16 protein-coding genes and 1 pseudogene are annotated in these 25,459 nt (G+C 74.7%); 15 read left to right on the plus strand and 2 right to left on the minus strand.

Annotation, left to right across the window (positions count from 1 at the left end):
- Positions 1–369: 369 nt before the first annotated feature.
- The 9 genes from ACIA6T_RS34265 to ACIA6T_RS34305 all read left to right on the plus strand — a co-directional run bounded on the left by ACIA6T_RS34265 (position 370) and on the right by ACIA6T_RS34305 (position 17,974).
- A complete protein-coding gene (locus ACIA6T_RS34265) occupies positions 370–3,876 on the plus strand; it encodes an FHA domain-containing protein (protein ID WP_399450417.1) in 3,507 nt (1,168 codons plus the stop codon).
- A gap of 453 nt (positions 3,877–4,329) precedes the next feature.
- Positions 4,330–5,694, plus strand: coding sequence for an ABC transporter substrate-binding protein (locus tag ACIA6T_RS34270; protein ID WP_399450418.1), 1,365 nt, complete (start codon positions 4,330–4,332; stop codon positions 5,692–5,694).
- Positions 5,695–5,701: 7 nt separating this feature from the next.
- A complete protein-coding gene (locus ACIA6T_RS34275; protein WP_399450419.1) occupies positions 5,702–7,051 on the plus strand; it encodes a carbohydrate ABC transporter permease in 1,350 nt (449 codons plus the stop codon).
- Between the two features lie 91 nt (positions 7,052–7,142).
- Positions 7,143–8,045 carry a carbohydrate ABC transporter permease gene (locus ACIA6T_RS34280; RefSeq protein WP_399450420.1) on the plus strand — a complete coding sequence of 301 codons (903 nt, stop codon included), beginning with the start codon at positions 7,143–7,145 and terminating at the stop codon, positions 8,043–8,045.
- 148 nt (positions 8,046–8,193) lie between these two features.
- Positions 8,194–10,464, plus strand: coding sequence for a CDP-glycerol glycerophosphotransferase family protein (locus ACIA6T_RS34285; RefSeq protein WP_399450421.1), 2,271 nt, complete (start codon positions 8,194–8,196; stop codon positions 10,462–10,464).
- A 170-nt stretch (positions 10,465–10,634) separates the two neighbouring features.
- A complete protein-coding gene (locus ACIA6T_RS34290) occupies positions 10,635–12,848 on the plus strand; it encodes a bifunctional glycosyltransferase family 2 protein/CDP-glycerol:glycerophosphate glycerophosphotransferase (protein ID WP_399450422.1) in 2,214 nt (737 codons plus the stop codon).
- Between the two features lies 1 nt (position 12,849).
- Entirely contained in the window at positions 12,850–15,060 is a 2,211-nt protein-coding gene (locus tag ACIA6T_RS34295) for a CDP-glycerol glycerophosphotransferase family protein (RefSeq protein WP_399450423.1), read from the plus strand.
- On the plus strand, positions 15,057–16,322 hold the full coding sequence (locus tag ACIA6T_RS34300; protein ID WP_399450424.1) for a hypothetical protein: 1,266 nt from the start codon (positions 15,057–15,059) through the stop codon (positions 16,320–16,322). The genes ACIA6T_RS34295 and ACIA6T_RS34300 overlap by 4 nt, the downstream gene beginning before the upstream one ends.
- 98 nt (positions 16,323–16,420) lie before the next feature.
- The gene (locus tag ACIA6T_RS34305; RefSeq protein WP_399450425.1) at positions 16,421–17,974 is read left to right on the plus strand and encodes a hypothetical protein; all 1,554 of its coding nucleotides are present in this window, start codon (positions 16,421–16,423) and stop codon (positions 17,972–17,974) included.
- On the opposite strand, the gene ACIA6T_RS34310 is transcribed toward ACIA6T_RS34305, so the two are convergent.
- The gene (locus ACIA6T_RS34310; RefSeq protein ID WP_030868470.1) at positions 17,964–18,377 is read right to left on the minus strand and encodes an organic hydroperoxide resistance protein; all 414 of its coding nucleotides are present in this window, start codon (positions 18,375–18,377) and stop codon (positions 17,964–17,966) included. The genes ACIA6T_RS34305 and ACIA6T_RS34310 overlap by 11 nt on opposite strands.
- Before the next feature lie 136 nt (positions 18,378–18,513).
- Here ACIA6T_RS34310 and ACIA6T_RS34315 point away from each other — a divergent pair, with 136 nt between their 5' ends.
- From ACIA6T_RS34315 to ACIA6T_RS34335, 5 genes are all read left to right on the plus strand, one after another.
- Positions 18,514–19,011 (plus strand): MarR family winged helix-turn-helix transcriptional regulator, encoded by a 498-nt coding sequence (locus tag ACIA6T_RS34315; protein WP_399450426.1) that lies wholly within the window; start codon positions 18,514–18,516, stop codon positions 19,009–19,011.
- A 133-nt stretch (positions 19,012–19,144) separates the two neighbouring features.
- Complete coding sequence (locus ACIA6T_RS34320) at positions 19,145–20,605, plus strand: nitronate monooxygenase (protein ID WP_399450427.1); 1,461 nt, start codon at positions 19,145–19,147, stop codon at positions 20,603–20,605.
- A 148-nt stretch (positions 20,606–20,753) separates the two neighbouring features.
- Positions 20,754–22,361: a glycosyltransferase family 2 protein gene (locus ACIA6T_RS34325; RefSeq protein WP_399450428.1), complete on the plus strand. Its 1,608-nt coding sequence runs from the start codon at positions 20,754–20,756 to the stop codon at positions 22,359–22,361.
- A gap of 54 nt (positions 22,362–22,415) precedes the next feature.
- The gene (gene galE / locus ACIA6T_RS34330; RefSeq protein ID WP_399450429.1) at positions 22,416–23,399 is read left to right on the plus strand and encodes a UDP-glucose 4-epimerase GalE; all 984 of its coding nucleotides are present in this window, start codon (positions 22,416–22,418) and stop codon (positions 23,397–23,399) included.
- Positions 23,399–24,331, plus strand: a complete 933-nt coding sequence (locus tag ACIA6T_RS34335; RefSeq protein WP_399450430.1) for an ADP-ribosylglycohydrolase family protein — start codon at positions 23,399–23,401, stop codon at positions 24,329–24,331. Before galE ends, ACIA6T_RS34335 begins: the two co-directional genes overlap by 1 nt.
- Positions 24,332–24,493: 162 nt before the next feature.
- Here the strand turns inward: ACIA6T_RS34335 and ACIA6T_RS34340 are convergent, their stop codons facing one another.
- Positions 24,494–25,120, minus strand: a complete 627-nt coding sequence (locus ACIA6T_RS34340) for a TetR/AcrR family transcriptional regulator (protein ID WP_383354907.1) — start codon at positions 25,118–25,120, stop codon at positions 24,494–24,496.
- Positions 25,121–25,265: 145 nt separating this feature from the next.
- Here ACIA6T_RS34340 and ACIA6T_RS34345 point away from each other — a divergent pair.
- Positions 25,266–25,459: pseudogene (locus ACIA6T_RS34345) on the plus strand (ABC transporter permease); the annotation flags it as partial.

Genomic DNA, 25,459 nt, shown 5'->3' on the forward strand with positions numbered 1-25,459 from the left:
GTGATCTCACGGTGGGTCCTGTGCACCGGCCCCCGTCCGGGTTCGGAGGTTCCGAATGTTCCGGGTGTTCCGAAGGAAAGACGCTCGACCCGGTCCGCCGGTTGCCGTATGCCGGACGTGACCGATCTCAAGTGGGCCCGGAACGATCATTCGCTCCTCACTGGTCAGGCACTTTTGCGGGCAGAGCCGACCAATCAAGATCATTCGCTGCCGGAGGGCGGGCGCGTTGTCGGTGGCAGGTGCGAGGATGCGTGCAGTACTGGCCGTACGTGCGCGTGTGGCGGTGGGGGAAGTCCGCGGTGGGGGACCGCGGGGCGGTGGTGTCCCCCCGCGTCGCGGGCGCCCGCGCAGAAGGGACCGCTGACGGCGATGCAGATCCGGCTGACCGTCGTAGACCCGCTGGGCCCCTCCTCCCCCGCGCGGGAGCGGGCCGCGAGCCGCGACGTGCTGGTCACGGCGCCCGCGGGCACGGCCCTGGCCGCGGTCGCCTCCGCGCTGGCCTCGGTGGTCTCCGGCGGTGACGGCTCGTCCGGCTCACCGGTGCTGTACGCCGGTGAGCGGCGGCTCGACGCCCAGCGCTGCACACTGGGCGAGCCGCCGCTGATCGACGGCACGGTGCTGGCCGTGGGCGCCCCCGGTGAGCCCGAGCCGCATCCCGAACTGGACGAGGCCCCGACCCGGCTGCACGTCGTCGCCGGTCCCGACGCGGGCGGGGTGCACCTGCTGCACGGCGGCGAGATCCGCATAGGCCGCAGCGCCGACGCCGACGTACCGCTCGACGACCCGGACGTCTCCCGGCTGCACTGCGCCGTGACGGTCGCCCCGGACGGCGGTGTCTCGGTCGCCGACCTCGACTCCACCAACGGCACGACCCTGGACGGCCGGCGCGTGGGCCACCGCCCGGTCCGCCTCGCCCCGGGCGCGCTCCTGCGCATCGGCGAGTCGGCCCTGCGCCTGACCCCGGCGGCTGGTCCCTCCGCGCGAGCGGCCACGACACCGGACGGCGAGGGACACGTACGGGTGCCGCCGCCCCCGGCCGGGCAGGCCGGCGACGAGGACGCCCACGCGCGCGCGACGGCGCCGACGGCCCCCACCCACCACGCCCACGGCTCGGCCGGCTGGGCCGTGACGGCACCGGACGCACGGGACGCACAGGGCGTACGGGAGGCGCCGGACACCGCGCGGTGGGACAGCGCGGGCGAACCGCCGCGGGTGCCGGGGCAGGGCCGCGCCCCCGGGATCGAGCGCACCGGCACCGCTCCCGGGAGACGCGCGGTGCACACGGTCACCCGGGGAGACGTGCCCCGCCTTCCCCAGGGCCGCCGCGTGTCGCGGCCGCTGCCCGCCGACGGGGACACGCACGCGGGGCGCTCCGGCGTGAGCGCGCGCGGTGCGGACCCCGGCGCCGCCGACCGCTCCGCCGGGACGGCTCCCGAAGGGGGCCGGGGCGAGGAGGTCCGGGGCGAGCCGGCCGGGGGTGCCGCTCCCGGTCGCGGCGCCGCCGGGACGGCCGTCCCGGCGTCCGGCCGGACGCCCGGCGGCGCACCCGGCCGCCTCACCGGCCCGACCACCGGGCCCGCCACCGGCCACATGCCCACCGGGGCACCTTCCACCCCGCGCGAGGAGTTCCCGGGCACCCGCAAGGGCACCCCCGTGCGCGGCACCGACCTCCCCCAGCCGACGGGCGGGCGCAGACTCGGCGGGCTCACCGCCTGGGCCCGGCGGCTGACCGGCGGGCGGCAGGAACCGGAGGCCGCGTGGGCCGCCCACGGCGAGGAGGGCTCCGACGCCGCACCCGGCCCGGGCGCGAGCGCCCCCGTCGTGCCCGAGACCTGGCCGGACCCCGCCACGCTGCTGCTGACCGCGCTCGGCCCCGGCCCCCGGTTGTGGGAGCGCGGGCCGGGTCACCCGGAGGCGCTCGCGGTGCGGCTCGGCACGGCGGACCGGCCGGCGCCGGACGGCTCGGGCCTGCTGCCCGCCGTACCGGTGACCTCGGGGCTGCGCGAGGTCGGCGCGCTGGGACTGGCCGGCCCGCGTGAGCGGCTCACCGGGCTGGCCCGCGCGGTGCTCGCCCAGCTCGCCGCGCTGCACTCCCCCGACTCCCTGGAGATCGTCCTGATCGCCGCGGACCACTCCCGCCCCCTGGCGGAGCGCACCGCCGAGTGGTCCTGGCTGGGCTGGCTGCCGCACGTACGCCCGGGGCACGGCCAGGACTGCCGCCTGCTCCTCGCGCACGACCACGAGCAGGCCACGGCCCGCGCCGAGGAACTGCTGCGCCGGCTGGCGGACCACGACCACGCGGCCCCCCGCATATCCGGCGGCGAGGGTCCGTACACCGTGGTCGTCGTGGACGGCGACCCGGGCGGCCCCGAGGTGCGCGAGGCCGTGGCCCGGCTGGCCCTGGAGGGCTCGCGGGCCGGCATCCACGTGGTGTGCCTCGCCGAGACGGCCGCCTCCTCCCCCGCGTCCCCGGTGACGGAGACCTACGAGGCGGCCTGCGCGGTGGCGCCGACGTTCCGGCGGTGCGGGGCCGTCGCCCTGCTCAGCGGGGACGTGGCGACCACCCTGCGGCTGCTGCGGGTCGCCGGGACCGGCCCCGTCGGCCACGGCACCCTCGCCACGGTCGACGCGGTCTCCCCCGCCTGGGCCGAGCGGTTCGCGCGGGCGCTCGCACCGCTGCGCACGGACGGCACCGGCGGGGACCGGCACGCGCGCGTGTCGACGCCGCTGCCCCGGTCGGCGCGGCTCCTCGACGAACTGGGCCTGGCCCGGGCCACCCCGGCGTCGCTGATGGCCCGCTGGGCGGACGCGGCCGACGACACCCAGGCGCTCGGCGGACGCGTCACCGCCATACTGGGCGCCGGTCCGCGCGGCCCGGTCACCGCCGACCTCGCCGCCGACGGACCGCATCTGCTGGTCGAGGGGCCGTCCGGCAGCGGTCGTACGGAACTGCTGCGGGCGGTCGTCGCCTCGCTGGCCGCCGCCGAGCGTCCCGACCGGCTGGGCATCGTGCTGGTCGACGGCCGGGGCGTGCCCACACCGGGCGACGCGTCCGGCGAGGGCCTGCGTGTCTGTACGGACGTACCGCATGTCACCACGCATCTGTGCGCCAACGACCCGGTGCGGATGCGGGAGTTCGCGCAGTCCCTGAGCGCCGAGCTGAAGCGGCGCGCGGAGCTGCTGGGCCGGTCGGACTTCGCGGAGTGGCACACCGGGCGGGAGCTGTCGGACCGTATGGTCGCCCAGCGCACGGCGGTCGCGTCCCGCGCGGAGCAGAACGGGGACCTCGACACCCCGCCCAGTTCGACGCTGCGGCTGCGGCCGGGGGCGGACCGGCGCAGGACGGGGGCCACGCCGCCGCTGCCCCGGCTGGTGGTGGTCGTCGACGACCTGGACGCGCTCGTGTCCCCGGCGCTCGGCTCGCCCGGGCGGCCCGCCGCCGGATCGGTGATGCGGGCGCTGGAGGCGGTGGCGCGGGACGGTGAGCGGCTGGGCGTGCATCTGGTGGTGGCCACCGGGCCCTGCGCCCGTACGGCGCAGAGCGAGCCGGTGCGGCAGGCGTCGCTGCGGGTCGCGCTCGACGCGGTGGTGCCGGGGGGCGGGCCGGAGGAGCCCGCGCCGGGGCGGGGGCGGGTGGTCCGGCCGGACGGGCGGGAGACGGCGTTCCAGGGGGGCCGGGTGACCGGTCGCATTCCGCGGACGGCGACTCTGCGGCCGACGGTCGTGCCTCTGGAGTGGCACCGCATGGGTGATCCGCCGGCTCGGCGGCAGGTACGGGAGCTGGGCAACGGCCCGACCGACCTCGCCCTGCTCGCCAGCGCGTTGGAGCGGGCTGCACGGCAGGTCTCGGCGGCGGAGGTGCCGTCGCTTCTCTGACCCGGGGAACGTCGGCCGGTACTCGGGGCTGGACGGGGGAGGTTCGCGCGGCCCGGCGCTTACGGGGCGCCTCCCCCACTCTCGGCTCCGCTCGAGCGGGAGGTGCCCCCACCGCCCACCCGTGCCGCCCTGGGGGTACCTCCCAGGCCCTTAAGGCACTGGGGGAGACACGACTGCCCGCGGGAGCGGTGGGGCATGCGGCTGCCCGCGGGGAGCGGGGCGTGTGGCTGCCCGCGGAGGGCGGTGGCATGCGGCCGGCCGCGGAGGGCGGCCGCGGGGACGCGGGAGCGGTGGCGCACGACTGCCCGCGGGGGCGGTGACTCATGGTCACGACGGTGTCACGATCCTCGGGTTGACATGGGAGGCGGTCTTGCCACCCCTACCCCCCGGGCGTAGACCAGAGCGCACGGGACAGCGCTCGGCGTTCGACGGAGTACGAAGAACGGGGCAGTGATGCGCAGGACGAGCAGGATCATCCGGATACGTGGTGCCGCCGCGCTCGCCGCGGGTGTGCTCGCGGTCTCGCTCACCGCGTGCGGCGGTGGCGGTGACGACGACAGCGGCGGCGACGAGAAGGACAAGGGCGGCGGCGAGACCGGAACCACCGTCACCCTGCCCAAGCTGGACGGCCAAAGCCTCGAGGTCGCCGCCGTGTGGACCGGCGCCGAGCAGGCCAACTTCAAGAAGGTCCTCGCGGAGTTCGAGAAGCGCACCGGCGCCAAGGTGACCTTCGTCCCCGCCCAGGACCCGATCATCAACTTCCTCGGCTCGAAGGTCGCGGGCGGCGCCCCGCCGGACGTGGCGATGCTGCCGCAGCCGGGCGCCATCAAGCAGGCCGTGGAGAAGGGCTGGGCCAAGCCGCTCGGCGCCGAGGCGGCCAAGGAGCTCGGCGAGAACTACTCGCAGGGCTGGCAGGACATCGGCAAGGTCGACGGCAAGCAGTACGGCGTCTACTACAAGGCCGCCAACAAGTCGCTGATCTGGTACAACGCCCAGGTCTTCGAGAACGCGGGCGCCGCCGAGCCGAAGACGTGGGACGAACTGCTCACCGCCGCGCAGATGGTCTACGACTCCGGTGTCACCCCGTTCTCGGTCGGCGGCGCCGAGGGCTGGACGCTCACCGACTGGTTCGAGAACGTCTACCTCTCCCAGGCCGGACCGGAGAAGTACGACCAGTTGGCCCGGCACGAGATCAAGTGGACGGACCCCTCCGTCAAGGAGGCGCTGACCACGCTCGCCGGGATCTGGGGCAAGAAGGACTACGTCGCGTCCGGCGCACTGGGGACCGATTTCCCGACGTCCGTGACGCAGACCTTCACCGGCGGCGACCAGCCCAAGGCCGGCATGGTCTACGAGGGCGACTTCGCCCAGGTCAACATCGGCGAGACCGAGGCGGAGGTGGGCACGGACGCCAAGGTGTTCCCGTTCCCGGCGGTCGGTGACGCCCCGCCCGTGGTGTCCGGCGGCGACGCGGCGGTGATCCTGGAGGACTCCGAGGCGTCCCAGGCGCTGGCGACCTTCCTCGCCTCCCCGGACGCCGCGCGCATCCACGCCGGGCTCGGCGGCTACCTCTCGCCGAACAGGAACGTGCCGGACTCGGCGTATCCGAACGAGGTCCAGCGGAAGATCGCCAAGGCGCTCGTCGACTCCGGCGACGACTTCCGCTTCGACATGTCCGACCAGGCCCCGCAGGCGTTCGGCGGCACGCCCGGCAAGGGCGAGTGGAAGATCCTCCAGGACTTCCTGAAGAACCCGAAGGACGTCGCCGGTACGCAGGCGAAGCTGGAGGCCGACGCGGCCGCGGCGTACGGGAACTGAACCGGCGATGGCGTCGGACACGGCGGCAGGGGCACCGAAGGCGGCCCCTGCCGCTCCCAAGTCGCGCAAGAGCGTCACCGGCACCCGTGGAACCGTGGCGGCGCTGTTCCTGCTGCCCGCGCTCGTGCTGCTCGGTGCGCTCGTGGTCTACCCGATCGGGTACTCCGTCGTCCGCAGCTTCTACGACCAGTCCGGCGACGGCTTCGCCGGATTCGACAACTACCGGGCCCTGTTCACCGACGACGGCATCCGCACCGCCCTGAAGAACAACATCATCTGGGTGGTGTTCGCGCCGACGGTCGCGACCGCGCTCGGTCTGGTCTTCGCGGTGCTGACCGAACGGGTGCGCTGGGGCACGGCGTTCAAGCTGGTCGTCTTCATGCCGATGGCGATCTCGATGCTGGCCGCCGGGATCATCTTCCGGCTGGTGTACGACCAGGACCCGGACAAGGGCGTGGCGAACGCGGTGTGGGTGGGGGTGCACGACACCTTCGCCCAGTCGTCGGCGTTCCCGAAGGCGCACCCGGGCCGTGATTCGCCGCTCGTCAAGGACGACGACGGCGGCTTCGTCACCAGCAGGCAGGTGAGGGTGGGCGACACGGTGACGCTGCCGCTGGTCGGTGTCGCCCCGGACCTGATGCCGAAGGACGCGGAGCGGGCGGCGGCGCCACGGCCGGAGAGCGACCGGATCACCGGCACCACCTGGCAGGACTTCACCCGCGGCAAGGGCGTCGGCACGCTGAACGCCGTCGACGCCTCGGAGCTGGGCTACGCCGGGATGAGGATCGAGGCCGTGAAGGGCGCCGAGGTGGTGGAGACGGCCACGGCGGCCGCCGACGGCTCGTTCTCCTTCTCCTCGAAGGCCGAGGGCGCCCAACTACGGCTACCGAAGAGCAACTTCGCCGAGCCGTACAACGGCCTCGACTGGCTCGGCCCGTCGCTGGTCACGCCGGCGATCATCGGCTCGTACATCTGGATGTGGGCGGGCTTCGCGATGGTGCTGATCGCGGCCGGGCTCGCGGGCATGCCCCGGGAGCTGCTGGAGGCGGCGCGGGTGGACGGCGCGAACGAGTGGCAGGTGTTCAGACGTGTCACGGTGCCGCTGCTGGCGCCGGTCCTCGCGGTCGTCACCGTCACCCTGATGATCAACGTGCTGAAGGTGTTCGACCTGGTCTTCATCATCGCCCCGGGCTCGTCCCAGGACGACGCCAACGTCCTCGCGCTGGAGCTGTACCGCAAGGGCTTCGCGTCGGACCAGCCGGGCATCGCCAGCGCGATCGCGGTGTTCCTGCTGCTGCTCGTCATCCCGGTGATGTGGTTCAACGTCAGGCGGCTGAGGCGGGAGGTCCGGCGGTGAACTCGCGTGCGTGCAGCGGCGGCCGGGGGTCCGGGGGTCGCCCCCCGGATGGGCACAGTAACGTCAGGCGGCTGAGGCGGGAGGTGCGGCGATGAGTGCGGACGCGGACAGCGTCGTCAAGGCGGTCCCCACCGTCAGGGCCGAGCGGTCACTGGGCTCCCGGCTGAGCGAGTGGGTGAGCGGCGGCCTGGTCCGCGTCTTCCTGGTCGTCGTGGGCCTGTTCTGGCTGGTCCCGACGGTCGGGCTGCTGCTGGCCAGCCTGCGCACCCCGCAGGACATGGCCGCCGACGGCTGGTGGAAGGTGTTCACCGAGCCCTCGCAGCTCACCTTCGGCGCCTACGAGACGCTGCTGGAGAACGACGACATCACCGGCTCGCTGCTGAACACGGTGTACATCACCGTCCCGGCGACCGTGCTGGTGGTGGTGATCGGCTCGCTCGCCGGGTACGCCTTCGCCTGGATGGAGTTCCCGGGCCGGGACTGGTGGTTCCTGGCGGTGGTGGGGCTGCTGGTGGTGCCGGTGCAGGTGGCGCTGATCCCGATCGCCGAACTCTTCGGCAGCGTCGGCGTCTTCGGCTCCGTGACCGGTGTGGTCCTCTTCCACGTCGGTTTCGGTCTGCCGTTCGCGGTGTTCCTGCTGCGGAACTTCTTCGCGGAGATCCCGAAGGAGCTGCTGGAGGCGGCCCGGCTGGACGGCGCGGGCGAACTGCGGCTGTTCGTGCGGGTCGTGATGCCGCTCGCCGGGCCGGCCATCGCCGCGCTCGGCATCTTCCAGTTCCTGTGGGTGTGGAACGACATGCTGGTCGCGTTGATCTTCACCGACTCCGGGAGCCAGCCGATCACGGTCGCCCTGCAGACCCAGGTACGGCAGTTCGGCAACAACATCGACGTCCTGGCGCCCGGCGCGTTCATCTCGATGGTGGTCCCGCTGGTCGTGTTCTTCGCGTTCCAACGGCAGTTCGTCTCCGGTGTGATGGCGGGCGCGGTGAAGTAGCCGAAGTGCGCATCGAGTTGAAGGGGCGGGCCGTCGCAGGTCCGCCCCTTCGTGTGACGGGCGTCCCCCGGATGCCGCAGGGCGCGTAACCAAGTGGGGCCGGCGGCCGTTGCCGGGCCGAACGCCCGCACCGACCGTTGGATGCCCCTTGCCCAGGTTCAGTGTCATTGTCCCCGCGTACCAGGTTCAGGCGTATCTGCACGAGTGCCTGGAATCGGTGCTGTCCCAGTCGTATCCCGATCTCGAACTGATCGCCGTCGACGACTGCTCGCCGGACGCCTGCGGTGCGGTGATCGACGAGTTCGCGGCCCGGGACCCGCGCGTACGGGCCGTGCACCTGCCGGCGAACGCGGGCCTCGGCCCGGCCCGCAACGCCGGAATGGAGCGGGCGACCGGTGACTACCTGGTGTTCCTGGACGGCGACGACACCCTCACGCCCGACGCGCTGCTCGCCCTCGCCGACCGGCTGAAGGAGACGGGCGAACCGGACGTGCTGGTCTACGACTACGCGCGCGCCCACTGGTCGGGCGAGACCGTGCGCAACCGGGTCGCCGCCGAACTCACCGAGCACGGACCGGCGCCGTTCCGTCTCGAGGACCGGCCGGGACTGCTGAACCTGCTGATGGTGGCGTGGAACAAGGCGTACCGGCGGGAGTTCGTCGAGCGCGCGGGGTTCACCTTCCCGCCCGGCTACTACGAGGACACCCCGTGGACGTACCCGGTCCTGATGACGGCGGAGTCGATCGCCACCCTGGACCGGGTGTGCGTGCACTACCGGCAGCGCCGGACCGGCGGCATCCTGCGCACCACCAGCGAACGGCACTTCGACGTCTTCGACCAGTACGACCGGGTCTTCGCGTTCCTCGACGAGCGGCCCGGACTGCGGCGCTGGCGGCCGGTGCTGTTCCGCCGCATGGTCGACCACCTGGCGACGGTGTACACGCGGCGGGACCGGCTGCCGCGCGGGTCGCGCGCCGCCTTCCTGCGCCGGGCGCGTGTCCACTGCCGGCGCCATCGGACGCCCGGCGCGTCCGGGTCCGCGCGCGCCCGGGTGCACCACACGATGGTCCGTTTCGGACTGCACCGCACCTACCGGGCGCTGCGGCTGGCGGCGGCGCTGCGCCGCAGGTGGGCCCGGATCGCGGGGCGGCTGCCGCGCGCCCTGCGCCGCGCGGCCCTGCGCCTGCACTACCGGTTCCAGCGGCTGCTCCCGCTCCGCGCCGACCGGGCCGTCTTCGCCGCCGACGGGGGCCGCGGTCACGGCGGCGACCCGGGCGCCCTGGAGTCGGCGGTGCGCGAGCTGGCCCCGCACATCCGCACCGCCTGGGTGGCCCGTCCCGAGTACCACCACACCCTTCCGCCGGGCGCCCGCCGGCTCGCGCCCGGCACGGCCGCCCACTTCAGCGCGCTCGCCCGGTCCGCGTATCTGGTGACCGACGCCGACACCGTGCCGGGGCTGGTCAAGCGCAAGGGGCAGGTCCTGGTGCAGACGCGGCGCGGCACCCCCCTCGGGCACGAGGGCCTGGACCTGCTGGAACGCCCCGCGGCGGCCCGGGACACCGACTTCGCGCGGCTCCTCGCGGGCGTCGACCAGTGGGACTACGTCGTCTCCGCCGACCGCCACTCGACCCTGACCTGGGAGCGGGTCTGCCCCGGCCGCTACACCACCCTGGAGTACGGCAGGCCGCGCACCGACCGGTTCCACACGGCGACCGGTGCGGACGTGGCCCGGCTGCGGGAGTCGCTCGGCGTCCCGGAGGGGTCGGTGGCGATCCTGTACGCGCCGGCCCACCGCGACTACCGGCGCACCCAGCGCCGGCTGCTCGACCTGGAGCGCCTGGTGCGCCGGCTCGGCCCGCGGTTCGTCGTCCTGGCCCTCGCCGCCCACCACCCGTACGGCGGGCCGCGCGAGGCCGCCTCCGACCGGGTCCTGGACGTCACCGGCCACCCGGACGTCACCGCGCTGTGCCTGGCCTCGGACGCCCTGGTCACGGACTACTCGCCGCTGATGTTCGACTACGCGGGCCTGGACCGGCCGGTGGTGCTGCACATCGACGACTGGGAGGCGTACGAGGCGGCCCGCGGCGCCTACTTCGATCCGCGGGCGTTCCCGCCGGGCGCGGTCGCGGGCGGCGAGGACGAGCTGATCGACATCTTCGCGACCGGTCACTGGTGCGGCGCCCGCTCCGCCCGGCTGCGGGCGGACTTCCGCGCCCGGTTCTGCCCGTACGACGACGGCCGCGCCGCCGAGCGGGTGGTGCGCCGGGTGGTGCTCGGGGAGAGCGACCTGCCGCCGGTGGTGCCGCTGGAGGGGCGCCGCCCGGTGCCGTCGGCCGGTGCCGTGTCCGGTCCGCCGGCGCTCACGACGGTGCCGCAGCAGCAGCCCGCCGGTGTCCTGGCCGTCACCGACCGCGGCTGACCGCCGTTTCCCCTTGTGGACACAGGGAGTTCCCATGCCCTCCGGATCGTCGCGGCCCACCCCGACCCGGCCTCCGGCGGGGCGGCCCGGTCGGCGCCCCTCCCGCTGAGGGCACCACGCCGACCTTCACGGATCACGGAACACGGATCACGGATCACGGAAAGAGCAGAATGCCCCGTTTCAGCATCATCGTCCCGTCGCACGGGGTCGCCGGCCGGCTGGGCCGGGCGCTGGACTCGGTCCTCGCCCAGTCCTTCGGTGACTTCGAGCTGATCCCGGTCTGCGAGGTGCCCGGGTCCGCCGCGGCCGACGTGGCCGCCCGGTACGCCGAGCGGGACTCGCGGGTGGCGCCGGTGCACGCGCCGCCGTCGGCCGGACTGGCGGGCGCGCGCAACGCGGGGACGCGGGCGGCCACGGGGACGTACCTGCTGTTCCTCGACGGTGACGACGTCCTCGTACCGGGGGCGCTCGCGGCTCTGGACGCGCGCCTGACCGCGACCGGTCCGGTGGACGTGCTGCACTTCGGGCACGAGCGCGCGCCCTGGTGGGAGGGCGAGCCCGGCAACCCTGCCGCACCCCTGCTGGCGAAGGCCCCCGACGGCGCGTTCTCCCCCGACCGCGCCCCGCACCTCACCGGCGTGGGCCTCCCGGCGTGGAGCGCGGCCTGGCGCCGTGCCTTCGTCGCCGAGCGGCGTCTCACCTTCCCGGCGGGTCACTTCACGGACATCGGCTGGGGCGGGCAGGCGATGCTCGTCGCCGAGCGGGTGGCGGTGCTGCGCGCGGTCGTCGTACGGCATCTGGTGCGGCGGCAGGGCAGCCGGCTGGACCTGCCCGGGGAGCACCACGCCGAACTGCTGGACCAGGTCGAGCTGGTGCTGGAGCGGGCCGCCGAGCGGGGGCTGTCCGCCGAGCGGTCGGCGCCGTTGTTCGAGCAGCTCTTCACCGCCGTGCTGAAGACGGCCGCCCGTCCCCGGCGGCTCCCGTCGGGCCGCCGCGCCTTCTTCCGCCGGGCGAGCACCCTGTACCGCCGTCACCGCCCCGCCGGGTACCGGCCGCCGCGCGGCAGCCTCGGGGCGCAGCACCGGCTGCTGGCGTCGGGTTCCTACGGGGCGTTCGCCGCCCTGCGCGGCGCCCGCCGCGCGGTGGCGCGGACCGTGGCGGCGGTGCCGCGTCCGCGGGGCCTGCGCACCCGGCTGCTGTACCGGATGCACCTGTGCCGCCCGCTCGATCCGAACCTCGCCGTGTACTGCGCCTACTGGGGCCGGGGTTACGCCTGCAACCCGGCCGCGATCCACGCCAAGGCGCGTGAACTCGCCCCGCACATCCGCTCGGTGTTCCTGGTGGAGGCCGGACAGGAACACACCGTGCCGGACGGCGTCGAGTACGCGGTCATCGGCAGCCGACGCTGCTGGGAGGTGCTGGCCCGCGCGAAGTACCTGGTCAACAACGCCAACTTCGCGGAGGGCGTGGTCAAACGCCCCGGCAGCGTCCACCTCCAGACACAGCACGGCACCCCGCTGAAGACGATGGGCGTCGACCAGTCGACGTACCCGGTGGTGGCCGCCGCCACCGGCAGCTTCACCAAGCTGCTGGGCCGGGTGGACCGCTGGGACTACAACCTCTCCGCCAACCCGCACTCCACGCGCGTGTGGGAGCGCGCCTTCCCCGGCTCCTACGAGCACCTGGAGTACGGCTACCCGCGCAACGACGTGTACTGCGCGGCCGGCGCGGACGACGTGGCCCGGATCCGCGCGGAGCTGGGCGTCCCGGAGGGCGCGCGGGCCGTGCTGTACGCGCCCACCCACCGCGACCACCGCACCGGCTTCGAGCCCGGCCTGGACCTGGAGGCGTTCTGCGAGGCGGCCGGCGAGGACGTGGTGGTCCTGCTGCGCGCCCACTACTTCTACGACCGGGGCACCGCGCGGGCCGGGGGCCGGGTCAGCCGGGTCATTGATGTCACCGCGCACCGTTCGTCGGAGGACGTGTGCCTGGCCGCCGACGCGCTGGTCACCGACTACTCGTCGATCATGTTCGACTACGCCTGTCTGGACCGCCCGATCGTCGTGCACGCCGACGACTGGGACGTCTACCGGGAGGTCCGGGGCGTCTGCTTCGACCTGATGGAGGGGCCGCCGGGACCGGTGGTCCGTACCCCCGAGGAGCTGGCCCGCGTCTTCCGCGACGGCTCGTACGCGGACGCGGAGTCGGCGGCGCTGCGGGCCCGGTTCCGGGAGCGGTTCTGCGCGTTCGACGACGGGCGGGCCGCCGAACGGGTCGTACGCCGGGTGCTGCTCGGTGAGCCGCCCGAGGCCCTGCCGCCCGTGATCCCGCTCGCGGAGCGCGTCCCCGCCCCCGCGGCCGCCCCGACCCCGGTGAGGAGCTGACGTGCCCCGCTTCAGCGTCGTCGTCCCCGTCCACAAGGTGCAGGGGTACCTGCACGCCTGCCTCGACTCGGTGCTCGGGCAGTCGTACCGCGATCTCGAGGTGATCGCCGTCGACGACCGCTCCCCCGACGGCTGCGGCGCGATCCTCGACGCGTACGCGGCCCGCGACGAGCGGGTCCGGGTGGTGCACCTGCCGGAGAACGTGGGCCTCGGCCGGGCCCGCAACGCCGGGATGGAGCACGCGACCGGCGACTACCTGTTCTTCCTCGACGGCGACGACACCCTGACCCCGGGCGCGCTGCGCGCGACGGCCGACCGCCTCGACGAGACCGGCGACCCGGACGTCCTGGTCTTCGACTACGCCCGCACCCACTGGTGGGGCGGCACCCGCCGCAACGTCCTGGCCCGTCTGCTGGCCGTGGAGGACGTGTTCACGGCGGCCGAGCGGCCGGAGATCCTCGATCTGCTGATGGTGGTGTGGAACAAGGCCTACCGCCGCGACTTCGTCGCACGGGAGGGCTTCGCCTTCCCGCCCGGCTACTACGAGGACACGCCCTGGACGTTCCCGGTGCTGCTCAGCGCGGAGCGCATCGCCACCCTGGACCGGATCTGCGTGTACTACCGGCAGCGCCGCCGGGGCAGCATCCTGTCCACCACCAGCCGCAGGCACTTCGACGTCCACGAGCAGTACGCGCGGGTGTTCCGGTTCGTCGACGCCCGCCCGGCGCTCGCGCACTGGCGGCCCTTCCTGCACGCCAAGATGGGCGAGCACTGCCTCGACATCCTCTCCAAGCCGGACCGTCTGCCGCCGTCCGACAAGGGCGAGTTCTTCCGCCGTACGGCCGAGATGTTCCGGGCCCACCGGCCGGAGGGCGCCCAGGTCCCGGCGGAACTGCGGGTACTGGAGGGGAGTTACGCCGGTTACGTCCTGCGGCAGCGGGCGGGGAGGGCCGGGCGGGAGCTGGGGCGGCGGGCCCGGCGGGCGGGTACGGCGACGGCGGCGCGGTACGCCCGTGTCCGGCCGGCGTTCCGGCGTCCGCTCGACCCGGACCTCGCCGTGTACTCGGCGTTCTCGCACCGGGGCGTGCTCGGCGACCCGGCGGCCATCCACCGCGCGGCACGCGAACTCGCCCCGCACATCAGGAACGTATGGGTGCTGGCCGACGAGGAGCAGGCGGCCGGTCTGGAGCCGGACACCGAGTACGTGCTGCTCGACTCGCCCGGATACCGCCGGGTGACCGAGCGGGCCACGTACTTCGTCAACAACGTCAACTGGTCCGGAGCGCTGGTCAAACGCCCCGGAAGCGTGCACATCCACACCCACCACGGCACCCCGCTGAAGTACCTGGGCGCCGATCTGCTGGACCGGCCCGGCGCCCGGCTCGGCTTCGACGTACCGCAGATGCTGCGCCGGGCCGACCGCTGGGACTACAGCCTGGTCGCCAACCGGCACTCCGAGCTGGTGTGGGAGCGGGCCTACCCCTGCCACTTCACCTCCCTGCGCAGCGGCAGCCCGCGCAACGACGTGCTGGTCGGGGCGCCGGAGGAGCGGGGGCGTGCGGTGCGCGCACGGCTCGGTGTCCCGGACGGTGACACGGTGGTGCTGTACGCGCCGACCCGCCGCGACTACCGCAGGGACGGGCTGGTGGAGCGGCTCGACCTCGCCCGGTTCGCCGCCGACCTGGGCGAGGGCCGCACCCTCGTGGTCCGTCTGCACCCCTCGCTGGCCGCCGGACCGGCGCGCGGGCTCGGGCTGTCCGAGCTGCACCGGCGGGGCGTGCTCGTCGACGCGACGGACGAACCGGAGGTGCAGGACGTGCTGCTCGCCGCCGACGTGCTGGTCACGGACTACTCGTCGGTCATGTTCGACTACGCCCTGCTGGACCGCCCGATCGTCGTGTACGCCGACGACTGGGACGCCTACCGGGCGAGCCGGGGCACCTACCTGGACGTCATGGCCGAGGCGCCGGGCCATGTGGCGCGCTCCCCCTGGGAACTGGCGTGGCTGTTCGACTCCGGGACCTGGCGGGACGAGGAGGCGACGCGGCTGCGGTCGGCGTTCCGGAGGCGGTTCTGCGAGTTCGACGACGGGCGGGCCGCCGAGCGGGTGGTGCGGACGCTGATGCCGGTCGAGCGGATGCCCGAGCGGCCGGCCGGACCGGCCCGGGTGCCCGCCCAGGCCACCGGCGCCGACCTGCTGACCCCGTCGTGACGCCGCGTGCCCGGGTCCTGCTGCTGGCCGCCGTCTTCGCGCTGCTGCAACTCGCCAACGTCACCGGCCGGGACACCCCCGACAGCAAGAACTACCTGTCGTACGCCCTGAGTCTGACCGGTGCGGACAAGCGGGAGGCGGCCACCGCCACCATCGACTGGTTCTGCGCGGGCCGGGCGACGATCGCGCACCGCGAGCAGAACGTGAACGTGGTCCGCTTCCACGCCCCCGACCCCGCCCCGGAGGTCCTGCGGGAGTGCCGGGAGCGGGAGTGGCGGCAGGTGGAGACGATGCCGGTGGCCGGGTGGACCGGCGGGCACACCGTGCCGTTCATGCCGGAGCGGTTCATGCGGATCTTCGAGGTGCGGCCCGGCTACCCGGTGTTCCTGGCGCCGTTCGTCGGTCTGCTCGGGGTGACCTGGGGTGTGTGGACGGCGGGCGTGGTGGTGACCTGCGCGGGCGGGGTGCTCGCCTTCCTGGTGCTGCGCGCCCTGTCGGTGCCGGTGCAGCTCGCGCTCACCGGGCAGGCGCTGTTCCTGGTCCTGCCGTGCGGGACGACCGCGATGCGCCCGATGGCGGAGGGGCTGCTGCTGACACTCACGCTGGCGGCGCTGTGGGGCTGTGCGCTGGTGCTTCAGGGGCACAGGACGCGGGCGGGCCCGGCACTGGTGGGCGCGGCGCTGCTCGCGCTGTTCACCGTGAAGCACTCGCAGGCCCTGTTCCTCGGGCTGTGTCTGGCGGGCGCGGGCGCGGCGATCGCCGTACGGCGCCGGTGGCGGGGGCGGGAGCCGGGGCGCGGGGTGGTGGCGCTCGCGGGGGCCGGGTGCGCGGGGGTGCTGGGCACGGTGCTGCTGGCCCGGCTGCTGGGGTATCCGTCGGCGTCGGAGAGCGTGCAGGACCTGCTCACCGATCACTTCGCCCGCCCGGACCGGGAGCGGCCGTGGGCGGAGTTCTTCCAGCTGCAGGGGAACTTCTGGACGGAGTGGCTGCGGCGGCAGCTGTGGGAGCCGGTGTTCGTCGCGTTCCTGGCGGCCGGTGTCCTGGGGGCGCTGCGGCGGCCGGCGTTCGGCGCCTTCCTGGTGGCCGCCGCCTGCACGGGGTTCCTCAACCAGGCCGGGCACCCGGACATCAACATCTGGGGCGACCGGCTGCTCACGCTGGCCTGGCTGCTGCCGGTGCTGGGCGTGCCGCTGCTGCTGGAGCCGGTGGTGCGGCGGGCGGTGGTGCCGGCGCAGGGGGCTCCGGTGGAGCCGGCGCGCTGAACCGCCGTATCACCCGATGAGGTGATACGAGGTCATGTCGTCGACCTCGCCGGGAACATACGGCAGATGCCCGAGACGCTCCCCTTCCCCGCCACCCGATGAGCTCCCCGGTCCTCGTCCGGCCGGCCGTGCGCGGTGCCACGGCGCTGCACGGCGGCGGGGCCTGGCGTCCCACCCCGTACCAGCTCTTCGGCTTCCTGTTCTGGCTCGTGATGTCGCTGGCGTACTGGAGGGTGCCGCTGTGCTGCGACGCCGGGCAGCACGCGGCGGTCGTGGAGCGCCTCAAGGACGACCTGCTGAACCCCCGGCATCCGATGGCGGACCTGCCGGGGGCGGGCAGCCCCTACTACTCGCCGTTCGCGCTGGCGCAGGGCGTGGCCGCCCGGCTGACGGGGCTGGGCGGCTGGGAGGTGCTCAAGCTCACCGGGCCGCTGAACCTGCTGGTGCTGCTGACCGGGATCGGCCGCTTCGTGCGGGTGCTGACCCCGCGTCCCTGGGCGCCGGTGCTGGCGCTCGGCGCGATGACGCTGCTGTGGGGGGTGGAGCGGGCCTGGTGGAGCGGCTACCTGAACCTGATGTCGATGACGGGCAGCCTGGCCTACCCGTCGGCGTTCGCGATCGGGCTCGCCTTCTGGGCGTGGGCGCTGACGGGGGCGCGGGCCCGGGACGCGGGGGCCGTGCGGTACGTGGGGCCGAGCGGGCTGCGCCCGGTGTCCGGGTACGCGGCGCTGGGCGCGTTGTACGGGCTGGTCCTGCTCGTGCACCCGATCACCGCGGTCGCGGCGGCGCTGGGGGCGGTGGCGCTGGTCGCCGGGTGGCAGCGGCGGTGGGGACCGGCGGTCGCCGGACGGTGGGCGGTGACGGGGGCGGTGGCGCTGCTGACGGCCGCCTGCTGGCCGTACTTCGACGTGTTCGCGCTGGCCGGCGACGACAGCGTGGACGCGATGCACCGGCGGCTGTACCTGGACCTCGGCGGGCAGTTCGGGCTGGCGCTGCTCGGGCTGCCGGCGCTGTGGCTGCGGGCGCGGCGCACCTCGTGGCGTGACCCGCTGGTGCTGATGTTCGTACTGGACTGCCTGGTGGTGGCGTACGGCTGGGTCAGCGGCCATTACACCTACGGCAGGATCCTCGGGCTGACGCCGGTGCCCCCGCAGTTCGCGCTCGCGGTGGAGCTGGCGGCGTCCCGGCCGTGGCCGGTGTGGCGGCGGCTGCTGGGCGGGGCCGCGGCGGCGGGGGCGTGCGCCGCGTTCCTGACCGTGCACGCGGGGGCGGTGGTGCCGACGGGCTTCGAACGGCCGCCGGACTGGCCGTCGTACGACTGGGCCGCGCGGTACGTCGGGCCGGGCGAGGTCGTGATCACCGACGGCTACCACGCCGTCCACGCGCTCGCCGGGTACGGGCCGAACCTCGCCGCGCCCGCCTGGCCGGACGCCTCGCTGGACGAGGGGGAGCGGCTGCGGCGGGCGGCCGACGTACGCGCGTATCTCGACCCCGGTTCGACCCGCGCCGAGCGGGCCGCGGTCGTCCGCCGGTACCACGCGCGCTGGCTGCTGCTGACGCCCTCGCAGCGGGTGCCCGAGGAGGCGGTGGTGGTGGCGTGGAGCCGGCGGACGGGGGAGGTGCTGGCGCGGGTGCCGGGGACTACTCGATGACGAGGTCGACGGGGATGTTGCCGCGGGTGGCGTTGGAGTAGGGGCAGACCTGGTGGGCCTGCTCGACCAGCTTGCGGCCGGTCTCCTCCTCGATGCCCTCGGGCAGCTCGACGCGCAGCGTCACCGCGAGCGCGAAGCCCTCGCCCTGCTTGCCGAGGACGACCTCGGCGGTCACCGCGGCGTCGCTGACGTCGACCTTCGCCGCCCGGCCGACCACGCCGAGGGCGCTGCCGAAGCAGGCCGCGTAACCGGCGGCGAAGAGCTGCTCCGGGTTGGTGCCCTGGCCGTTGCCGCCGAGCTCCACGGGGGCGCTCAGGCCGAGGTCCAGCTTGCCGTCGGAGGTGACGGCGCGGCCCTCGCGGCCGTGGGTGGCGGTGGCGACAGCGGTGTAGAGCGCGTCCATGGAAAGGACCTTCCCTCTCGAGTCGTGGCTCGGCCGGGCCCTTCGGTTCGGTGGGTCCGGCCGCCGTACGACCACAAGTAGAGCACGCAATTGAGTTGTGCGCAATCAAATGGTCCGCGAGAGCTACCCTGGAGCCATGACAGCCACCCCGAGCCCACCCCCCGCGACGACCCCGCTGCCGGGCGCCGCGGACGACTGGCTCCGCCTCGACCAGCAGATCTGCTTCAACCTGAACGCGGCCTCCCGCGCCTTCAACGGCGTCTACCGGGTGGTCCTCAAGGACCTCGGGCTCACCTATCCCCAGTACCTGGTCATGCTGGTGCTGTGGGAGCACGGCACGCTGCCGGTGAAGAGGCTCGGCGAGCATCTGCGGCTGGACTCCGGCACGCTGTCCCCGCTGCTCAAGCGGCTGGAGGCGGCCGGCCTGGTGCGCCGGGAGCGCAGTGCGCGCGACGAGCGGTCGGTGGAGGTCCGGCCCACCGAGGAGGGCACCGCGCTGCGGCGGCGGGCCCTGGAGGTGCCACGCCGGATCATGGCCGCGACCGGCTTCGACATCGACGAGATCCGCGATCTGAGCACCCGGCTGCACCGGCTCACGGCGGCGCTGGACACGGCCGTGACGGAGGGCGCGTAGAGGCCGGACCCGCCTCCGTAACCTACGCAGGCGTAGGTTACGATGCCGTAGCTTACGGAACCGTAAGTTCACGGATACGCCGGCACGGACCCGGTGCGTCACCCGGTCCTGCCGTCACGTTTGCGAGGACCACATGAACGGACCCCGGACGGCGGCCGAGCCGCCCTGGCTGATCCAAGGCGGCATGGGTGTGGGGGTGTCCGGCTGGCGGCTCGCCCGGGCGGTCGCCCGCACCGGGCAGCTGGGGGTCGTCTCCGGCACCGCCCTCGACACCCTGCTGATCCGGGTGCTCCAGAGCGGCGACCCGGGCGGCCACCTCCGGCGGGCACTGGCCGCCTTCCCCGTACCGTCGCTCGCCGCCGAGCTGCGGGAGCGCTACTTCGTCGAGGGCGGCATCGGGCCCGGCGAGCGGTTCGCGGCCACCCCCATGACGACGGCCGACGAGGCGTGTCCCGCGCGGGCGCTGACCGTGGTCGCCAACTTCTGCGAGGTCTGGCTCGCCAAGGAGGGCCACGACGGGCCGGTCGGCGTCAACTACCTGGAGAAGGTCCAGCTCGCCACCGTGCCCGCCATGTTCGGCGCGATCCTGGCGGGCGTCGACTACGTCCTGGTCGGCGCGGGCATCCCCGCGCAGATACCCGGGATCGCCACCGGTCTCGCCCGGTCGGAGCCGGTCACCGTACGGGTGGACGTGGCGGGCGACGAGCAGTCCCACACGGTGCGCTTCGACCCCGCCTCGGTGCTGCGCGGGGCGGAGCCGGGCCGCGCCGGCCTGCTGCGCCGCCCCCGCGTCCTGGCCATCGTCTCGCTGCCCGCGCTGGCCTCGTACCTGAACCGCGACCAGGAGACCCGGCCGGACGGATTCGTCGTCGAGGGCCACCGCGCGGGCGGCCACAGCGCCCCGCCGCGCGGACCGCTGGGCCTGGACGAGTCCGGTGATCCCGTCTACGGCCCCAGGGACGTACCCGACTTCGCGAAGATGACCCGCCTCGGACTGCCGTTCTGGATCGCCGGCGGCCAGTGCGGACCACGGCAGTTGCGCGAGGCCAGGGCGGCAGGGGCCGCCGGCGTCCAGCTCGGCAGCGTCTTCGCGCTCTGCGAGGAGTCCGGCATGGACGCCGGGCTGCGGCGGCGGCTGATCGAGCGCGAGCTGGCCGGCGGACTGCGGGTGCGCAACGATCCGGCGGCCTCCCCGACCGGCTTCCCGTTCAAGGTCGCCGACCTGCCCGGCACCCTGGCCGACCCCGGCGTCGGCGCCGCCCGCGCCCGCGTCTGCGACCTCGGCTATCTGCGCACGCCCTACCGCACCCCCCAGGGCACCATCGGCTACCGCTGCCCGGCGGAACCGCGGGTGGCATACGTCCGCAAGGGCGGGGACGCCGAGCGGACCGAGGGGCGGCACTGCCTGTGCAACGGGCTGCTGGCCGCCGTCGGCCTCGGGCAGCGCCGCCCGCGGGATGTGATGGAACCGCCCGTCGTCACCATCGGCCAGGACCTGGGATTCCTGCGCCGTCTCGCGCCCGAAGGGGGTCCGTACAGCGCCGAGGAGGTCGTGCGGTGGCTGCGCGCGGGGGTGACGGCCTCCCACGTGTGAGCGGACGACCGGGGGCGCGCCGCTCCTCCGGGGTACTGGACCGGGGGCGCGCCGCTCCTCCGGGGTACTGGACCGGGGGCGCGCCGCTCCTCCGGGGTACTGATGGACAGAAGGCAGACATTCACCCCACAGCATCCCTAAGGACGCCATGCGCCCCCACCACTCCCAGGCCGCCGTCACCGTCGTCGTCATCGGTTACGACGACGCCGCCCATGTGACCGACGCCGTGCGCTCGGCGCTCGGGCAGGGGCCCGCCGTACGGGAGGTCGTCGCCGTCGACGACTGCTCGACGGACGGCAGCGGGGAGCTGCTGGACCGGCTCGCCGAGGGCGAACCACGGCTGCGGGTGATCCGGCTCCCCGTCAACAGCGGCGGCTGCGGCACCCCCCGCAACACCGGGCTCGACGCGGCGACCTCCCCGTACGTGATGTTCCTGGACAGCGACGACGTGCTGCCGCCCGGCGCGGTGGACGCGCTGCTCACCGCCGCGACCGGGGCCCACGCGCAGGTCGCGGGCGGCCTGTGTGTGCGCCGCGAGCTGCCGTCGGGGACGGAGGTGCCGTGGGAGCCGGCCCTGTACGCCGCGCCCGCCGTACTCGCCCGCCCGGCGCTGCGCCCACGCCTGGTCCACGACACGCTGTGCGTCAACAAGCTCTACGGCACGGCCTTCCTGCGCGCGCACGGCATCCGCTTCCCCTACGGCCGCTTCCCCTACGAGGACGTCGTGTTCACCGCGCGGGTGTGGGCCGCCGCCCCGCGCGTCGCACTGGTCCCCGACCCGGTGTACGTCTGGCACGTCCGCCGGTCCGCGCGGCGGCTGTCGATCTCGCTGGACCGCGCGGGCGTCGGCAACTGGCGGGCCCGCACGCGCGCGTGCCGCACCGCCCACGCGATCCTGCTGGACGCCGGGCAGAAGCGGCTGGCGCGCAGGGCGCGGGCCAAGTTCCTCGACCACGACCTGCGCATGTACGTCCGCGAGCTGCCGCTGCACGACGAGGAGTACCGGCGGGAGTGGTGGGCGCGCACGCGGGCGTTCCTCGCGGAGTACGACGCCGCCGACCTGGCCCGCGACCCGGTCGCCCCCGGCCGGCTGATCGGGCGGGTCGTGCTGGCCTCCCCCGAGCCGTGCGACCTGCCCCGGCTGCGGGAGCTGGCGGCCCGGCCGGCCCGGCTGTGCCCGCCGTACACCCGCGCGGCGGACGGCACGCCCTGCTGGTCGGCCGACCTGCCCGGGATCACCCTGGAGCACCTGCTGACCCGTCCCGCGCCCTTCCTCCCGCTCGCCGTGGACGCGGAACTGCGCCCCCGCGCGCACGGCCCGCGGCTGCGGGTGCGCCTGCACGAGCTGTACGGCCGGGTGGCGCGGGCCGGGCCGGTGGCGGCGGAGGTGGAGTGGCGCCACCGGGACCAGGACGGCGCCCGGGTCCGCCGTACGGTGCCGCTGCGGACGGCCGCCGACGGCACCTGGGTCGCGGAGACGACCGTACGGCCGGACCGGCTGGCCACGCTCGGCACGGGCACCTGGGACCTGCGGCTGCGGGTGCGCTTCCGGGACGGTTCGAGCCGCCGGGTCACCGCGCACGCGCTCGCCGGGCCGGGCCTGCTGCGCCGCTGTGTGATGCCGAGCCGCCGGCACGGCGTGGTGCTGGTGCGGCCGTATGCCACGAACTCGGGCGCGCTGGCCCTGCGCGTGGCGGCCGGCGCACGCGGAGTCGTCCCGGTGCTGCGCGGAAGGCTTCGGCGCCTGTTTCACTGAGAGCCGACCTGTTCGATTGCGGAAGCACGGCCAACGACGAGGGGACGGCCATCCATGGCCTGGTTGATCACCGGCGGCGCCGGCTACATCGGGGCGCACGTCGTACGGGCGATGACCGGGGCGGGTGAACGGGCGGTGGTGTACGACGACCTGTCCACCGGCCTCGCCGACCGGGTACCGGACGGGGTGCCGCTGGTGGTGGGCTCCACCCTGGACGGCGAGCGGGTCGCGCGGGCCCTCACGGACCACGAGGTCACCGGCGTCGTCCACCTCGCGGCGAAGAAGCAGGTCGCCGAGTCGCTCTCCCTCCCCCTGCACTACTACCGGGAGAACGTCGAGGGCCTGCGCGTCCTGCTGGACGCGGTCACGTCGGCCGGGGTCCGCTCCTTCGTCCTCTCCTCCTCTGCGGCGGTGTACGGCATGCCGGACGTGGACCTCGTGACGGAGGAGACCCCGTGCGTGCCCATGTCGCCGTACGGCGAGACGAAGCTGGCCGGCGAGTGGCTGGTCCGCGCGGCCGGCCGGGCGGCCGGACTCTCCACGGCCTGCCTGCGCTACTTCAACGTGGCCGGCGCCGCCCGCCCGGACCTCGCCGACACGGGCGTCTCCAACCTCATCCCCATGATCTTCGAGAAGCTGACGGCCGACCTGCCCCCGCGCGTGTTCGGCGACGACTACCCGACCCCCGACGGCACCTGTGTCCGCGACTACATCCACGTCGTCGACCTGGCCGAGGCCCATGTGGCGGCGGCCCGCGCGCTGCGCTCCGCCCCCGGCCGGGACCTCACCCTCAACATCGGCCGCGGCGAGGGCGTCTCCGTGCGGGAGATGATCGACCGCGTCAACGCCCTCACCGGCCACGACCGCCCGCCCGTGGTGACCCCGCGCCGCCCCGGCGACCCGCCCCGGGTCGTCGCCTCCGCCGACCGCGCGGCCACGGAACTGGGCTGGAAGGCCCGCCACGACATCGACGACATGATCACCTCGGCCTGGTCCGGCTGGCAGCGCCCGCACCCGCCGACGGCGGCCCGCCCCTGATGCCGACCCGCACCGAACGCGCCCTGGGCGCCGTCATCGGCTCCGCCGTGGGCGACGCCCTGGGCGCCCCCTTCGAGTTCGGCCCCGAGGGCGCCTTCTCCGCCCGCTTCCCGGCACCGGGGGCCGGCGGCGAGATGTGCGGGGGCGGCGGCTGGGACCCGGGCGAGGCGACGGACGACACGCAGATGGCGGTGCTGGTCGCCGAGTCGCTGCTGGAGCGCGGCGGCCTCGACCTCCCCGACGTCTTCCGCCGCTTCCGGCGGTGGGCCGCCGCCGACCCGAAGGACATCGGCCTCCAGACGGAGGCCGTACTGACCGGCGGCGACCCGTGGGACCTGGCCGCCGCACTGCACTTCCGGACCAGTCAACGGGCGGCGGGAAACGGCGCGTTGATGCGTGCGGCCCCCTCCGCCGTGTACTTCGCGCCCCTGGGCCGCGACGCCACCATGGACGCCGCCCGCCGCCTGTCCGCCCTCACCCACGGCGACCGGGCGGCCTGGGAGGGCACGGCCGTCCTCCACGAACTCGTCCGCGTGGCCCTGACCGGCGCCGACCCGCTGACCGCCGTACCCGACACCCTGCACGCGCTCCACCCGGACCACCACGACCGCTACGCGACCGTCCTCGCCCCCGACTGGCACCCGGACCTGGCCACGGAGTTCAACGGCGCGGTCTGGCCCTGCCTGGCCTCCGCCGTCTGGGCGGTACGGACGACGACCGGCTACGAGGACGCCGTACGCGCGGCGATCGACCTGGGAGGCGACACGGACACGGTGGCGGCGGTGACCGGCGGCCTGGCGGGGGCGGTGTACGGCGTCGACGCCGTCCCCGCACGCTGGACCGAGCCGCTGCACGTGCCCCTGCCGGGCTTCGCCGGGCGAGTCCTGTCCGCGACGGACCTGACCGGTCTCGCCCGGCGGTTGTGCGGCTGAGCCTCTGCTGTGGAGGTCGGCCGTGACTTCATGGGGCAGGCCGGCTCGGGCGCGGGGCCCCGCGTCTGGTCGTGTGCCGCCGAGCAGCGACCCGGGCCCCGCGGGAAGGGCCGGGCGCCGTGAAGGTGACGGCACCCTCGGCCGTCACCTGGACGGTCGTCCTCACAGCGCCTTCAGCGCCTCCGCCGTCGCCCGCGTCAGCGCCTCCAGGTACCCCTTCGGCAGCTTCGGGCTGCGGATGACCACCGAGCGCCAGTACAGGGGGCCCGAGATCAGGTCGAGGGCCAGGGCGTGGTCGGCGCCGGGGCGGAGGTCGCCGCGTTCCTGTGCCGCCGTGACGATGCCCTTGGCGACCCCGTCCTGGCCCTCGCGCAGCGCCTTCTGCAGGGCCTCGGCGATGTCCGGGTTGCGGGCGGCCTCGGCCTGGAGGTCGGGGAGGATCTGCGAGGCGACGGGGTGGCGCAGGGCACGGGAGGTGACCTCGTACAGCAGGCGCAGGTCGCCCTCCAGGGAGCCGGTGTCCGGCGCGGGCAGGCCCTGGACGGCGATCGCGGAGACCAGGTCGAGGACGAGGTGCAGTTTGGAGCGCCAGCGGCGGTAGACCGCGGTCTTGCCGACGCCCGCGCGGCGCGCGATCCCCTCGATCGACATCCGCGCGTAGCCGGCCGCGGCCAGCTCCTCGAAGACGGCCGCCCGGATCGCCTCCGTCACGTCCTGGCGCAGTACGGCGGCCCCGGCGGGGGCCCTGCGGCGCGGACGCGGCTGGGGCTCGTCGGCGTTCGTCGTCATGCGGACAGCATAGGCCGCCACCGTCACGACGAAACGGTTGCGTTCCGACGTTCTTTCGACTTACGCTCCCGTTGCGACGATACGGTCCCGTTCCGACGTACGGCCGGCCCGTCGCCGCCCCCTCCCTCTAGCGAAAGCGCCGGATGTGAGTCAGGTCCTCCACACACCGCCCCCCGCACCGGGCGCCCCGACACCACCCGCCGAGGGCGACCTCGCGGCCCTCGCCGCCCGGCACGGCCTCACGGTCAGCGGCGCCCGGCCGTCCCTGACGGAGTACGTCCGTCAGCTCTGGGACCGGCGGCACTTCATCCTCGCCTTCTCCCGGGCGAAGCTGACCGC

The sequence above is a fragment of the Streptomyces sp. NPDC051740 genome (assembly GCF_044453165.1).
In the GTDB taxonomy this organism is placed as follows: domain Bacteria; phylum Actinomycetota; class Actinomycetes; order Streptomycetales; family Streptomycetaceae; genus Streptomyces; species Streptomyces atrovirens.

Coding starts and splice junctions, on each gene's coding strand:
- ACIA6T_RS34265 (WP_399450417.1), top strand. CDS start 370: ATGCAGATCCGGCTGACCGTCGTAGACCCGCTGGGCCCCTCCTCCCCC.
- ACIA6T_RS34270 (WP_399450418.1), top strand. CDS start 4,330: ATGCGCAGGACGAGCAGGATCATCCGGATACGTGGTGCCGCCGCGCTC.
- ACIA6T_RS34275 (WP_399450419.1), top strand. CDS start 5,702: ATGGCGTCGGACACGGCGGCAGGGGCACCGAAGGCGGCCCCTGCCGCT.
- ACIA6T_RS34280 (WP_399450420.1), top strand. CDS start 7,143: ATGAGTGCGGACGCGGACAGCGTCGTCAAGGCGGTCCCCACCGTCAGG.
- ACIA6T_RS34290 (WP_399450422.1), top strand. CDS start 10,635: ATGCCCCGTTTCAGCATCATCGTCCCGTCGCACGGGGTCGCCGGCCGG.
- ACIA6T_RS34305 (WP_399450425.1), top strand. CDS start 16,421: ATGAGCTCCCCGGTCCTCGTCCGGCCGGCCGTGCGCGGTGCCACGGCG.
- ACIA6T_RS34310 (WP_030868470.1), bottom strand. CDS start 18,377: ATGGACGCGCTCTACACCGCTGTCGCCACCGCCACCCACGGCCGCGAG.
- ACIA6T_RS34315 (WP_399450426.1), top strand. CDS start 18,514: ATGACAGCCACCCCGAGCCCACCCCCCGCGACGACCCCGCTGCCGGGC.
- ACIA6T_RS34320 (WP_399450427.1), top strand. CDS start 19,145: ATGAACGGACCCCGGACGGCGGCCGAGCCGCCCTGGCTGATCCAAGGC.
- ACIA6T_RS34325 (WP_399450428.1), top strand. CDS start 20,754: ATGCGCCCCCACCACTCCCAGGCCGCCGTCACCGTCGTCGTCATCGGT.
- galE (WP_399450429.1), top strand. CDS start 22,416: ATGGCCTGGTTGATCACCGGCGGCGCCGGCTACATCGGGGCGCACGTC.
- ACIA6T_RS34335 (WP_399450430.1), top strand. CDS start 23,399: ATGCCGACCCGCACCGAACGCGCCCTGGGCGCCGTCATCGGCTCCGCC.
- ACIA6T_RS34340 (WP_383354907.1), bottom strand. CDS start 25,120: ATGACGACGAACGCCGACGAGCCCCAGCCGCGTCCGCGCCGCAGGGCC.